Below are 14097 nucleotides of genomic sequence, written 5' to 3'. Positions count from 1 at the left end.
GGTGAGTGGTGGTTCAGCGAATCGATCGCCGGCGCCCAATGCCGCCGAGGATTGCGAGTCCGCCTAGTAGTATTATCGCGTGCGGTTCCGGAACTGCCAACAGACGAGCGAAGGCTTCCGCGCCGTGATAATCAATGTAGGCGTTTTTGAACAAGCGGAAGTCCGCGTAATCGTTCAAACCGTCGCCATTCATGTCGCCCGCACGGTACGATTCGGCCGGGGTAAGCGGTCCCAAATCGGTGTAGGCGTTGGCTGCCAGTAGTTCGAAGTCCAACCGGCTCACGTGGCCGTCGCCATCCAGGTCGCCGGTAAGCAGCGGATCGCCGACGTAGGAAACCACGGCCGTGGTCACCGATCCATCGGCCAGTTGCACCGCGACGCGAAGATCCTCGTAGGGCGATTGAATCCAGCCGCCGCTGCTCGACAAGCTGAGCACCGCGCCGCTGGCGATGGAGCCGGCGTCGCCTGTGGTTTGCTCCAGGTACAGCTCGGACGTCTCGCTGGTCGCCATCCAAGCGTCGTCGTCGACTTGCATGTTGCCTGCTGCGTCGTAGAAGCCGGTGATGGGCGTCAGCGAGTCGACATCCACGGCTCCAGCCTCCGAACTGATCGCGAGTTGTTCGATGGCGATGTTGCTAGAGTTGTTGTTCTCCAGCGTGATCGAACCGGTTTGCCGGTCGATGGTTACCTCCAGCGGATTGTTGACCAGTCGAAAGACCTCGCCCTCGCCGAGTGGCGGAAAGAAGCCGTTGCCGAACTTCACCATGTACAGGTTGCCGACGTTGTCCTCGGCAAACGAAGTCGTCCAGTTGATCGTCGCGCCACCCTGCACCATGTTCTCGTACACGATGTCGTGCCGTTGGATGTCCGTGAGGTTGTCTCCATCGTAGTTGGCCACCGGGGTGGCGGGATCGAACACGCCAGAGTACATCCTGCCGGCGGTGAAGTCGGCGAAGTAGTAACGCCCTTGGAGTTCCGCGATGGGGCCTCGGTAGACGTAACCCCCGGTGATCGATCCGCCGAAGAGCACCGAGTCGTGATCGAGCATATCCTCGACCGACGAGTTGTGGGCGTATTCGAAGATTGGGTCGATGTCGCCCGGCTGTTTGGGGCCGCCGACGTTGGGGTTACTCGTGATCGTCTCGATCGTCCCTTCGCGGCTGGTCCAACCAAAGTCGAGCGGGCTGGCTGGCGTCGTGAAGTGGCTGGCCGGCACGAAGTTCACTTCCTCCACCGCGTTGAAGCCGACGTCGGCGATGTACATATCGCCGGTCGCGCGGTCGAAGCTTGCGCGGTAGGGATTACGCAAGCCGAGCGCCATCACATCCACACCGGCGGCCGTTGGATCGTTGGCCGGCTCGGTGAAGTCTTCGGAGAGATCGACGCGAAGCAGCTTGCCGTAGGGCGATTGTTCGCTCTCGATCAGCGCGGGGTCGAACTGACCGCTGTTTGCCTGGGTGCCGCCGTCGCCGGTGACGACGAACAACTCGTCGTTGTTGCCGCCGGGGCGGAACATGGCGACGTTCATTGTGTGGAACACATTCTGCAGGTTTTGGTACTCGAGCAACCGCCGCTGGAACACGGGCTCGCCGCCGACAAGCTTCCATTCGTCCAATCCATTGGTGCCGGCGGCGTTCGAGACCGTGTAGAACTGCCCGTTCTGTTGGTAGTCGGGGTGAAACGTCAGCGAGAGCAGACCGCCATCGGAGATGATGGTGCCCGGCAGGTCGAGGAACGTGCTCTGCTGGCCGGTGAGTTGGTCGTAGGCGATGACCCGGCCAACTTGGTTCCCCCCGTCGTTGCGTTCGACGATGTAGAGCGTATTGCCATCGCCCGGCGCTTGGGTCATGTGGATAGGCTGGTTGAGACCGCTGGCGACGCGTTGCACCGTGTACTCAGCCCACGCGACGGTTGGCAGAGCGGCCACGCATATCGCTGCAAAGATGAGCCTCATCTCGCCTCTCCGAAGTTCGTCTCAAGTACAGTCGGGTGCGAGAGGATTCGGCCTGTTACGGGGCCCACCCGCTACGGCAAATCAGTATTCGAAATCCAGCGTCGAAGTCTTCTCCGTCACGTCCACCACTTGACCATTCTTCGGATGGTCCGCAGGAATCAATTCCTTCTGGTTGTTGCCTCGATTGGCCATCGCTTCCTCTCGAGACATTGGCGCTTTTTCCGACATGGACGTCACGGTCACCCGTTTCTTGCCCGGAGTCATTCCGCTGATGCTGTAGTGACCGTCCAGCACTTCGGCGCCAAAACGTTCTCCTGATCCTGCGGCCGGGGCGAATCCGATGTGGCCTTTGGGGAGGGGGCTGCCGTCTACGGTCACTGTGCCCGACACTTTTTGGCCTTCACCGCACCCGGTTACCAATACCAGTGCAACGACGATTGCACACGCAAGCACGTTACGCACCTCATCACCTCCTGGTCCAATTAGTATTCGCTCGCCAATCGAGCACACAGGTAGTGCCTACTCGGCACTGACGATATCGCCTGCGTTCCGCGTTCCCAGCGACCGCCAGTAGGCAACGTCGACATCGTCGGTAAAGAACGTGACGGACCCGTCGGCCTTCGCCGCCAGCACTCCGCCGGGGTGATAGCTGCGTGCGACGGCCCAAGTTTGGCTACCGCCACCGCTTCGCTCTCCCGGATGGCCAGATCCTCTGCAGGGAGCAGTCTCTTCAGGGTATCGAGAGTCGCCCTGGTCCACCGGGCAGGGGCCCAGCAGTTGATCGGGCACGCTGGATTCGTTCGGCCCATAGAGCGTGGACATCAGACCGCCGCCCATGTTGCCGTAGATCAACGATCCCATCACACCACCCCAATCGACCACTTCGGTAGCGCTGAGGCCTTCGGAGAGAAGAATGGTGGACGAAGTGCCGTCGGTGATCTGCCTCAGACGGATCCGATAGGGCTCGTCGGTGAAGCGTTGAGTGGACGAGTCGACCGGACTCGCGTTGCGCTTCACCTGGAAGCATCCCGGCCCGAAGACAGTCTTGTTGACGTTGTTATCGCGTCGGAACAGCGTGAGGGTCTGGTCGGTTTCGCCGTACAGGTTGTTTTCGCTTCCTACCGAGGCTCGGTAGTTGCCGCGCCATAGGCCCCAATTTGCAGATCCCATCTCGTTTTGAGTTGGCGTGCCGTCGCTGGGGCAGTAGTAGGGTGGGATCTGCGTGTGGCGGGCGGAGCGTTTCAGTGCATCGTCTCCGGCTGGCGACCAGCCGTTGTGACCACCGTTGGTGTTGGTAGCGGTGATGTCGTGATAGTTGTCGTACACGGTCTGCTGCTCGATGTACGGCAGAATCTCCTGCGTCCACGTGTACGAATCCCACCAGTCGACCTTGCGACCGTAGGGCAGTGCTTTGTTGGTCGACTCGAAGTTAATGCACGCCAGGGCAAGTTGTTTCTGATTGTTGGTACAAGCCGATCGACGCGCGGCCTCACGCGCGGCCTGCACCGCGGGTAGAAGTAGAGCTACCAGAATGCCGATGATGGCGATCACCACCAAAAGTTCAACCAGCGTGAACGCACGCTTACGGCTACAGTTGCAAGGGGTAGTCCGTGTCATCTGTATTCCTCGATCCATAAAGGAGTTGAGCGGCGACCGGCTGACGATGCTCCGACAGCTTGGGCCTTACCGCAGGCAGAGGAGTTTATTAGTTCAAGTTACGTTTGAAAGTCACGATTTTCCGATCCACACGCCGCGGCGGTGACGCTGCCCGTCGTCACCACCGCAGGTGTTGAGCCCCCAGCTAGCTTCGTAGCCGGGAACGATAGACCGCTACAGTCGCCAATCCGAGTCCGCTGGCGATAAGCCAGAGGCTTCCAGGCTCGGGTACGTTGGCCGTGGCAAGTGCGCCAGCGAAGGTCACGGTGCCTTCGACCAATTGACCATTGACGGAGTACATAAAAGTGATGTTGTCACCGTTGGTGCCGGTGAACGGCGTGCCGAGCGACCAGGATTCGCCTGCTGCCAGGACCGAGCCGCTTTCGTCCAGGAAGTACTCGATGAGCTGCGTGGAATCGGAACCACCGACCTCGGTCCAGCCGAGTCCGCCGCCCTCGCCGCCTTCGCTTCCGAAGTTGTCTTTCCACAACTGGTAGTAGGTCTCATCAACCGTGCCACCCAAGCCGGCGTCGTTGGGCAAGCCAGTGGTGCTTCCCAGGTTGTTTCGCCAAACCACGTAGTCGGCGATGTTCACGGTACCGTCTTCGTTGAAGTCGCCATCTGCCGCTCCGCCCGCGTCGATGCCTTGATCGTCCAAGCTGTTCCAATTGGCAGTGTTGAACGAATTGGTATCGCTTTGGATGAAGTAGGAATCGATATTGAAGTCGGCGCTTCCGTTCGGGTTGTTGATCGAAACCTGACCGCCAGGACCAATGGTCACATTGAGCGGATCGGGCACGACGCCGGTGTCTACCAGCGACTGCACGTCGGAGGCGGTGAGGGCCTGGTCGTAGATTCTGAACCAGTCGACCGAGCCCTCGAAGTCGGTATCTCCCCAGCCGACGGCCGAACCGAGATAGAACTCTGTGATACTCAGGTCGGCCAGTTCATGCACACCGTTGTCGGTGGGCTCGCTGTCGGACACGACCGTGCCGCCGTCGGCCAATGCCGAGTGCACTGTAATGATGTTGTTCGCTGAGTCCCACACGCCCACCATGATGACTTCGGTCGTCGTCGGAACGGGTTGGAAGAAAGCAATCTCCTCGAGCCCAGCCGTATCGTCGGCGTTGGGCATGCGGAAGGTGATACCGCGGCTGTTTCCGGGGGGATTCGGATCGGCGTCCGGACCATCACGGATGGGAGTAATGTCGATGTACTGGTGAGTGGGCGAACCATTGCCGGTGCCGGGATCGCCAGCCATGAACACTTTTTGCCAGACGTCTCCCGTCGTCTTGCTGAACTTCACGGCCACGCTCAACGTGTCGGTACCATTGATGGTCCCGGTCAATTCGGTGAGCGATGCCCCGAGGGCACTCGCGTTATTGGTGCGAGTGGCGCCGCCTGGCAGTACCAGGCGGCCACCAGCGACGCTGGCGGTGCCATTAAGGGTGAGGTCCGCAGTGCCCACGGAGTCACTGGCGTCGGTGTCGAAGTTGTATTCGTGCACAAGCACGGCCTGCGCCGAGGCAGACAGGTAAACCATCAGTCCGAAGGTCAAGGCACTAACCGCCAGTCCCTTCAGTGGGCGATGCATCCGTTGGAAGTTTAGGGTCGCGTACATGGTGTCAGAGTTCCCGCTGTGATAGTGATAAGTCGTTCCGAAGTAGTGGCGCTAGTTGCCGGGCCGCTTCGGCCCGCCTGTGGTTTACCTGACGCGTCGGCGTAGTCCGATCGCACCGCATGCCGCCAGCCCGCAGAGCACGATCGTGCTCGGTTCTGGAATGGAGACATTGTTTTTGGCCATGATGGCTTCGAGTGCACCCGCTCCGTTCAACGCGTTGAACTGCTGCTTGAACAGGAGGAAATCGGTGAAGTCGTTGTCGTTGTCGCCGTCCAGGTCGCCACGAATGGCTTGCTGCACATCGGAAAGTCCGCTGATGTCGGTGTAAGCGTGACTGGCGAACTTCAGGAAGTCGTCTTCATCCACCACACCATCGGTGTCGAGATCCAGCGGCGAGAGGGGCAGTCCGCCATTGCCGATGAAGTTGACGGCGATTTCTGTAATGGTGCCGTTGGTGAGTTCGACAGACGCTTGGATGTTCTCGATACTCGACGGCTGGTAGGCCGATCCGAGCGAGATGCCGGTCAGGTCGCCCGCACCAATCGTCCCACCCGAGGTGATGCCGTCTTCGGTGAGTTCATTCTCTGTGGCGGTCAACGCCGGAGGGTCGATGGCGTTGAATTCACCAGGGATAAACGCACCGGCTGGTGACAGGAGCGTGTAGCTGTCGAGCGTCACGGCATTTTGGCCGGCGTTGATCAGCGACATGGCGCCGGTCAGTCGGTCGATATTGAGCTGTGGGAGCGAAGACGGTACCGGACCTTCGGCGAAGTTAGTCATAACTTCGCCCTCGGTGAGGGCGTGGTTGTACAGTCGAATTTCGTCGTACAGACCGTCGAACAGTGGGTCGTTGAATTGGGCCCGACCAAACCAGTTGTTGTTGTCGAGCAGTTCCGCGGTGCCGGTGCCGACATCCGGGTTATTGGACACGTCAAACTCGTCGGCAACTGCCGCTGTGCCCACCAGCGCGTTGTTGAGATACAGCTTGGTAGTACCAAACGCGCCAGCAGAAGTGTCGTTGTGGTCGAGGGTGTAGACAACATGGTGCTTCGTGCCTGTGGCCAGAGGACCCCCACCGATGGCAGCGATTTCCGGGTTGCCGGTGACGTTGGACCTAGTTGTCGCGCGAAAGTCTTGAGGGCCACTTTGAGGCACCCCGATCATGTAGTTCTGTCCTTCCCCTCCATTGGAAACGTCCGGCCCACCGTTACTCGTGCCAAAGTCCCAGAAACGAGACCAGTTGCGATTCTCGGTAATGGTTACCCACATCTCGAAGCTAACTGCGCGAGTGTCAGCACCGTTGTTGTAGGCCATATCGGAAATGGTGAAATCATCCAAGTCGAGATAGATGCCGGCAGCCGAGGTGCCGATGCCCTCGATGTTCGATCCTTGCCCGCTGTTGAAGCTGAGATCCGCTTGACCACCGGTCAGGCTTCCTTCATTGGTGGGATCGACGTACGTGAGCGTAGGATTCAAGACACCATCATCGACCTTCTCATCGGGGAATACCTTGGAAACACTTAGGTCTCCCTCGTTGAATGTCCATTGCGAAACCAGCACCGCGTGGGCCATTCCCGCGGAACAGATCGCCGCGACTGCTGCTGTCCATTGAAACAAATGTCGCCTCATGGCACCTCTCCACCTTGTTAAGTCACACATCACTGTTAGTCCTCTACGAAAAGGCATGCTGGCTGTAGGAAAAGGCATGCTGGTCTACTCACTCAGTTCAAGCACTGGATCAATCATCAAGATTTCGTCGTGATCGAGTTGCAGGTCGCTGTCGGTAATGGCGATGGTCACGATCCGACTATGGGTTCCCAGCTCGATTTCGATCTCCTGATCGCCGTCGTACCAGCTGAGCCTGGGCACGGTGCACCGCTCGATTCCATCCACAAACACGTGCACATCCACAATGCTGCCGCGGCCGCCACGGCCGTTGGTCAGCGTGCCGCACGACGAATCGACGTTCGCCAACTTGCAGCGGAACGCGCGAACCGCGCGGCCTTCGACCGACTGGATGGTATGGGCGTCGAACGAGATGCCGACGTTGGCATGCATGCCCACCACGCCCAGACGGGATTCAGCCAGTCGCTCGCACACGTTGCGGGTGGCGCCCAGTCCCCATTGTTCTTCCTCGGTTCCCGTCCGCTCGGCCGCCTCGTGCGACCAGTTTGGCACCGGTCGACGGGCCCAAATGGCGCTTTCGGTGACGCTCAAGTTGGGTGGGAACTCGATGGCGTTGCCGTAGGAATCGATGCGCGTGGTCTTCCCGCGGCGATGCGGAATGAACACGCCATCGACGAATTCGTTGTACACGGCGAACCGGAACCCCATCTCATCGGCCATGCGAATGGAGCGGAGCGGTTGCTCGTCCACTTTGCCGCTATTGGGATCCAACGCGCCGAACAGGCGGTGCGACAGACCTACGCCGCCGATCACCGCATCCACCAGGCTCACTTCGTTGGGAGCGAACGAGCTGGCAGGGCGTTCCGGCAGCGACCGCAGGAACTGCTGCTGGCAGACCTCTGAGGTCATGTCGGGCAGTCCATCGGCCGACATCCGCAGGGTCATTCCCTGAGTCAGACGAATGGGCGACGTAGAGCGTCGCGACGCGGCGGACGACTTGACTTCCACTTCGCCTTCGAACACGCACACGTCGGTGGCCGAGGTTTCGCTCACCGCCACGCCAAACTCGGTACCCAGGTCGATCACGTCCGCACTGGGGGTCGCCAGCCGGAAGCTTTCGCCTTGAGCGCTCGAGACGCGACCGGTGAGCTTGCCCGCAGCAAGGTGACCGCTGGTCGGCCCGGTGGGGGTAAAGCTGGCTGGGCCGTGCAGGATAATCGTGGCGCCGGAGAAGTACTGCAGTCGCAGCACGCTCGACTCCAAGGCGATCCGCTCGCCAGTGCCGACGCGCAGTCCGAAATCGAACGGAGCCGAGTCGCCCACCCAGCGGACATCGCCAGTGGCGTCGACCACTTGAGCGACGTATTCGGTCGCTACCGGTGTGATCGGTGGCAGGGTCTCACCGTTGTTGTTGTCTGTCAGTGCTGGGTCGTGAGCGCCGGCCATGAGGTTGCCGCGGTCCTGACGTGTCTTCCAAACTCCGACCGCTACCAGCAGGCATGCTGCGATGGCTGCAGCGAGCGTGGCCGAGCGCCGCCAGCGAGCAAAGCCTTTGGGCGCTGCGGTGTTGACCGGCGTGTTGCGGACGATCATCCGCGCGACTTCGTCCTTGGCCAACTGCAGCGCGAGCGATTCGCAAGATTCGACCGGTTGGTCGAGCGTATGTTTGCTGGCTTCGTTCGACTGGTGCGACCAACCGTGCATGCCCACGGCCACGTACATCATTCGCACGTAGATCTGCCGCGCTTGTTCGCTGCACTGCAGGTACTCGCGTAACTGTTCCTTTTGGGCATCGGTGGCGTTGTCGTCGCACAGGTCGTGCACCAACGACTTGACGGTCCGCGCCTCGGCAAGTGTCAGGGGGCGATCGTCTGCCATCTTAAAAGCCCTCCTGGCGAGTAGTGCTCTCGATACAACGCATCAACAGGTTCCGAATTCGCTTGAGCGACTTGTAAACGGCCGACTTGGTCTTGCCCGCGTAACCGGCTAGCTCTTCCACGGTTTGCCCACTGGTGTAACGGCGACGCACGAGGTCCTTGTCGTCGTCGGCCAGCTTCTCGATGCATCCCTTCAAAGCGGTCCGCTGCTCTTCGAGCAGAGGGGCTTCTTCCAGTTGGGTTGCGGTGAGCCGTTCGACCAGGGTGTCGTCAAAGATCAGCGAAGTGCCGACCCGCTGCTGGTGCAGTCGCAACGACTGGTAGCGGGCGATGGTGCAAACCCAGCGGACGAACGACTCGTCGGGAGTCGAGTCGGTGTAGCTGAAGTCCTTCAGCTTCTCCCAGGCGACCAGCAGCGTGTTCTGCACGACTTCGTCGATGTCGCTGGTGGAAGCCAGCATGGTGGCCACGAACCCGCGGAACCGCCACTCGTACTTGACCACGAGCTGAACGAACTGACCCGCCGTAATTGCCTGACTATCGGGCATGGGTACGCAACAATCCGTAAAGAACAAATGCAGGCACCGAGCTGCGCCTAAATCACTGCAGAACGACTAGGAAAAGCACCGACCTGTGACCTGCGTCCAACGAGAGGGAGTCTCTCTGTTAGCAATACTCAGAAGTTCCGCTAATTCGACCAGATTCCACCATTTTTTTACGAAAACTGAAACTCGGTTGGCCGTGAATTGCCGCGAGTTGGGGTATTCCGCAGCGGCCGGAGTCTCTCGCCTGCGCCTGAGCGCAGTGGAGGTCCGCCACCGTGGTCCTTGCAGCACTGCACCTATCTATGGGCGCGGCTGTTGAAAACGGACTGCGGCGTGGTCTAATGGAGGAATATCTGTTTATGCGTACAGTATTCCGCCACCGCAGGCAGATGGTGGAGCTGCTTGAATGGGCGCTGATTCGCGGAGCGAATCGCGACTATCGTTTTGTCCCAGTGAGAAACATGCGGGGAACAACGCGGAGGGTTTTGTCGCACCCCCCGAATGGTTTGGCTTAGAAAATATGGGGTTTTTGAATCAGAGGTGGACCAAAACGCTTGGGGTTTTGGGCCAATGGATCATGTGGTGGGACAAAACCCCCGGTTTTGGGCCAATGGATCATGTGGTGGGACAAAACCCAGTTTTGGGCCCATGGATCGAGCATTGGGGCAAAACGGACAACCAGGGGCAAAATGATGAGCTTACAACTTGCCCGCGACCGAGCTTGGTCACTGCGATGGACGCTATGCGCTTTCGCGGTATTCCAGGTGGAACAATCGGCGGTAGACGTCGCAGCGGCCCAGGAGCAGCTCGTGGCTGCCGGCGTCGAGGATGTGGCCTTTGTCCATTACCACTACGCGGTCGGCCAGCGAGATGGTGCTCATGCGGTGTGTGATGATGAGCGTGGTGCGGTTGCGGGTGAAGTCGGCCAGCACCTGGTGGATGAGCTTTTCGCTTTCCATGTCGATCTGGCTGGTCGCCTCGTCGAGGATCAGGATTTCCGGATCGCGCAGAATCGCCCGAGCCAGGGCGATGCGTTGCCGCTGCCCGCCACTGAGCCGGTTGCCGCCGGGGCCGACCACGGTGTCGTAGCCGTCGGCGAGCTTTTCGGTGATGAACTGATGAGCGTGCGCCTTGCGCGCGGCGGCCATGATTTCGTCGCGCGTGGCGTCGCCGGCGCCGTAGGCGATGTTTTCGGCGATCGACGCGTTGAACAGCAGCGTTTCCTGCGAGACCATGCCGATCCGCGAACGCAGTTCGCGCAGGCGCACGTCGGCCACGTTCACGCCGTCGATGGTCACCCGGCCGGACGTGGGATCGTAGAACCGCGGAACCAGCGACAGCAGCGTCGACTTGCCACAGCCGTTGGTGCCCACGATGGCGATGGTTTCGCCGGCCTCGACCTCCAGGTCGATGCCAGTCAGCACCGGTCGGTCGGCGTGGTAGCCAAAGTCGATGTGCTCGAAACGAAGACTCTTGGTGAGCTTCGGCAGCGGCTTGGGATTTGGTGGATCCTTGATGGTGGGTTGGGTGTCGAGCACCTGGTACACGCGGTCGCTGGCGGCGGCCGCTTGTTGCAGGTCGTTAAACACATTGCTCAGCCGCCGCGCGGGATCGCTCATGCCGACCAGCATGGCGAAGAAGCCGCTCATCGCTCCGTGCGTGAGCGGGCGGTCGCTGATATGGATGCCCAGCAGCTCCGTGTTCTGCCCCAACACCAAATAGCCTCCCGCCAGGGCGGCCATGAGCACCATGCCGATGCCCAAGGTTTCGGTGAGCGGGCTGACCAGCGAGTTGTAGGTGGCGATCCGCATTTGCCGGCGGTAATACACTTTGGCCGATTGGTCGAACTTGTCGCGCTCGGCGTTCTCCATGGTGAACGCCTTGATGAGCTTCATGCCAGTGAGCGTTTCGGTGAGCGTTTCGTAAATGCTGGAGAGCTCTTCCATCGCCCGACGGTTGGCCCGCTTGAGCGACTTGGCGAGCACTGAGATCAGGTAACCGGCGAGCGGCACGACCACCATTGTCAAGAACAGCAGTCGCCAGCTGATCCAGGCGGCGATCAGGAAACAGACCAGCATTTTCAGCGGTTCGCGAATCGCCATGCCGAACAGTGTTTGGATGCCGATGCTCAGGTAGTTGAGGTCGGTGGTGCAGCGATTCATCAAGTCGCCGCGGCCCTGGTGGCTGTACGCCGACATGTCGAGCTGCAGCAGATGGTCGTAAAACTGCTTGCGCATCGCGAGTCCGACACGATTGCCGAGTCGCGAGATGAGCACTTGGTTGATCACACGAAAGATACTCTTGAGCACGGTACACAACATCACGGCCGAACATACGACAATCAACGTTCGATACGCGGTGTCGGGCAGCCAACGATGGGCGATGGGCGACAGCCACCCGAAGTTCTTCGCCCGTTCGGTGTTGAGCGAGAGTTGGAGTTGGGCCTTTTGAATATCAACGCGGTTGACTTCGGGTTCGGCGCTCAGCCGTTCGATGTCGGCTTCGGCCTGGGCGACCGCTTCATTGGCCTCGGTCACTTGCAGATCGACCCACTGGGGCAGCGACATATCCTCCATGATCACGTCGACCACAGCGACAACGGCCGACAGACTACCAGCCCACAACACCGCCACGACCAGCGAGGTAAATATGCAGGCGAGCACGTTGACGCGATGCGCCATCGCGAGCTTCAACACACGGCGGAAGTGGGTCATGGAGGGGAGCGGGGGGATGGCGGGAAGCGGGGATGCAAGCAGCGATGGGGTAGCTTTTAGCAGACCACCGCTCGCCGTCCAATATCGACCACCGAGCGCAAGAGCCGATGCTAGCAGTGGTTTACCGCGGACGCAGGTACTTTTGCCACAGGCTGACCACAATGAGCAGCAGTCCCGGCGCGACGAGCGTGAAGATCACAAAGAACGGACGCCAACTGGCATCGGTGCGCTGCAGCGCCCCCGGCCCCGCGGCCGCGAACGCCACGAGTGTCATCAGCAGGAACAACAGCCCGATGCCGAATCGAGGTCCGCGTTGGGTGGGGGAGTCTTGGTCCATGGGAAATATGGGGGCTTGAACTGCGATGTTGGTCGAACCCGGGACTTCCGTCGGGGGCTGCGGGCGAATTGCTGGAGTCTATCGATTGTACCGCCGATACCAGTGGTACGGAAAACATGGGCGCGCGATCCACTTATAGTACGCGCTCTTTTCGCTTCAAGGGGGGAAAACTCGATGACTCGCATTTTAGCTGCGGTGCTGCTGTGCGCCGCTAGCAGCGTAGGCTGCTCGGCTGTTAACGGCCTCAACAGGGGTCCAATTCCATCGCAACACGCGATGAATCAATCTGCGCCGCGGCCTGCGATCCAGCGCGCGGCCTTCGATCAGCCCACCATGGGGCTCTCGGACGTGCAGGTCAATTGCCCCGAGTGCCTGGACGGCGCTGGCTGTGGCAACGGCATGTGCGGCTGCTGCAGCGGGGTGGTGGACGATATGGTTAGCTGCGCTATCGATTGCCCCGGTTGCGGCTGCGGCGACGCGTGCGGCGGCTACGGCGGCGGTTGCTACGGTGGCGAATGCCAAGGCGGCTGCTATGGTCAAATGGGTGCTTGCAGTTGTGGCGGGCAGGGGCGTTGCCGCTGCTGCCAGAAGCTGCGCGGCATCCTAGCGGCCGGTTGCATCTGCGGCGGCCAGGGCCAGTGCCCCTGCTGCCAGCACATGAAGACCATGATCGGCGGACCCATCATGGGTCGCACCGACGCGATCTACAACTTCAACCCGGGCCCACCGGCTGCCCAGACCGCCTATCCGTACTACACGACCCGCGGTCCGCGTGACTTCTTCCTGAACAATCCGCCATCGATTGGCCCTTACTAGGGAGAAGTCAGGATTCGGGAGGCCAGAGGACAGGGAATCGGCACCGGCAACTGCTGTTGCGTCGGTTTCGACCGTCCGGTAAAAGCCGCCCATCGCGTGAACGGAATCACGCTTAAGGCCGCACCAAAGCGAGAAGGATCTCGCTGGTGCGGCCTTTTTTTTGTTAGTGACTCGGTTCCTTACCAAGCTCACGAGTTTCACGCGGCAACTACACGATCCCTGTGCTCCAGAAAATGAGAAAGACCAAACCAAACACCACGGAGTAGATAAGCAGTGTTGTCAGGAAGGCACTGACCACGGAAAACTGGTGCGCCTCGGCCACTGTGCCACAAAGGACGACAAATTGCCAAACTCCGCAGATGATCAACACCACGCCAATGGCCACAAGCACGTTATACAAAGTTTGATTCTGGGGATCTCGAAGCGCGTGCCAAAACACGACTACCGCGCACAAAGTTAGCGGTAAGCACCACATGGAAATGATGTTCGCATAAGCAATCGCGGTGCGCAGTTCATTGGTGTGCCCCACTCCGCCGAACATCCGCCCCACGCCAGTAAACAGCCACGATCCGACATACAGAAGCAGGATCGAAACCACCGCCCCGATCGCCGCCACATAAAGCGACGCGGCCAACAAAATCCCCAAGTCAGGAGCCTTTCCCAAGGATTGAACGCTGTTACCCAATGCGTTGGAGATTCCACTCAAGACGGTGATCAGTAAGACATGGCGGCCTGGATCTCGGTCGAGAACTCTTCGCACCGTGACGCGAGGCCGTATCCAAATGGACGTCAATACGTTGACCGGCTTCGCGCGCCTGGAAACGTAGCGCACGCCGGAAAACTCGGTGACGCTAGGCAATTCTGAAGCGGCGGGCGATTCGAACGGGTTGCTCGCGTCGTGGTCGTCGTCGGGCTGCGGTGGTAGTTGCGGGTCGCTAGGATTGGCCACGG

Annotated in this window: 11 protein-coding genes; 1 reads left to right on the top strand and 10 read right to left on the bottom strand. The window is 60.2% G+C overall.

Annotated elements, in window-relative coordinates; genetic code table 11:
• Positions 1-13: 13 nt before the first annotated feature.
• The 9 genes from ACQK2L_RS04980 to ACQK2L_RS04940 form a co-directional block, all read right to left on the bottom strand.
• Positions 14-1954: a PQQ-dependent sugar dehydrogenase gene (locus ACQK2L_RS04980; protein WP_425395825.1), complete on the bottom strand. Its 1941-nt coding sequence runs from the start codon at positions 1952-1954 to the stop codon at positions 14-16.
• Positions 1955-2035: 81 nt separating this feature from the next.
• Positions 2036-2416, bottom strand: coding sequence for a hypothetical protein (locus ACQK2L_RS04975; protein WP_425395824.1), 381 nt, complete (start codon positions 2414-2416; stop codon positions 2036-2038).
• A gap of 57 nt (positions 2417-2473) precedes the next feature.
• Entirely contained in the window at positions 2474-3571 is a 1098-nt protein-coding gene (locus tag ACQK2L_RS04970; RefSeq protein ID WP_425395823.1) for a DUF1559 domain-containing protein, read from the bottom strand.
• Between the two features lie 184 nt (positions 3572-3755).
• Positions 3756-5204 carry a PEP-CTERM sorting domain-containing protein gene (locus tag ACQK2L_RS04965; RefSeq protein ID WP_425395822.1) on the bottom strand — a complete coding sequence of 483 codons (1449 nt, stop codon included), beginning with the start codon at positions 5202-5204 and terminating at the stop codon, positions 3756-3758.
• Between the two features lie 111 nt (positions 5205-5315).
• Positions 5316-6860: a LamG-like jellyroll fold domain-containing protein gene (locus tag ACQK2L_RS04960; protein WP_425395821.1), complete on the bottom strand. Its 1545-nt coding sequence runs from the start codon at positions 6858-6860 to the stop codon at positions 5316-5318.
• Between the two features lie 84 nt (positions 6861-6944).
• The gene (locus ACQK2L_RS04955; RefSeq protein WP_425395820.1) at positions 6945-8735 is read right to left on the bottom strand and encodes a FecR domain-containing protein; all 1791 of its coding nucleotides are present in this window, start codon (positions 8733-8735) and stop codon (positions 6945-6947) included.
• A gap of 1 nt (position 8736) precedes the next feature.
• A complete protein-coding gene (locus ACQK2L_RS04950; RefSeq protein ID WP_425395819.1) occupies positions 8737-9282 on the bottom strand; it encodes a sigma-70 family RNA polymerase sigma factor in 546 nt (181 codons plus the stop codon).
• A 737-nt stretch (positions 9283-10019) separates the two neighbouring features.
• Positions 10020-11993 carry an ABC transporter ATP-binding protein gene (locus ACQK2L_RS04945; protein WP_425395818.1) on the bottom strand — a complete coding sequence of 658 codons (1974 nt, stop codon included), beginning with the start codon at positions 11991-11993 and terminating at the stop codon, positions 10020-10022.
• A 121-nt stretch (positions 11994-12114) separates the two neighbouring features.
• Positions 12115-12330, bottom strand: a complete 216-nt coding sequence (locus ACQK2L_RS04940) for a hypothetical protein (RefSeq protein ID WP_425395817.1) — start codon at positions 12328-12330, stop codon at positions 12115-12117.
• A gap of 276 nt (positions 12331-12606) precedes the next feature.
• Between ACQK2L_RS04940 and ACQK2L_RS04935 the strand changes: the two genes are divergently transcribed.
• Positions 12607-13146 (top strand): hypothetical protein, encoded by a 540-nt coding sequence (locus ACQK2L_RS04935; protein WP_425395816.1) that lies wholly within the window; start codon positions 12607-12609, stop codon positions 13144-13146.
• Between the two features lie 208 nt (positions 13147-13354).
• Here the strand turns inward: ACQK2L_RS04935 and ACQK2L_RS04930 are convergent, their stop codons facing one another.
• On the bottom strand, positions 13355-14095 hold the full coding sequence (locus ACQK2L_RS04930) for a Yip1 family protein (protein ID WP_425395815.1): 741 nt from the start codon (positions 14093-14095) through the stop codon (positions 13355-13357).
• Positions 14096-14097 lie beyond the last annotated feature (2 nt).

The sequence above is a fragment of the Aeoliella sp. genome (genome assembly GCF_965227375.1).
Lineage (GTDB): Bacteria > Planctomycetota > Planctomycetia > Pirellulales > Lacipirellulaceae > Aeoliella.
The sequence above is the reverse complement of the archived record's forward strand: the minus strand, read 5'-3'. Positions and strand labels throughout refer to the sequence as shown.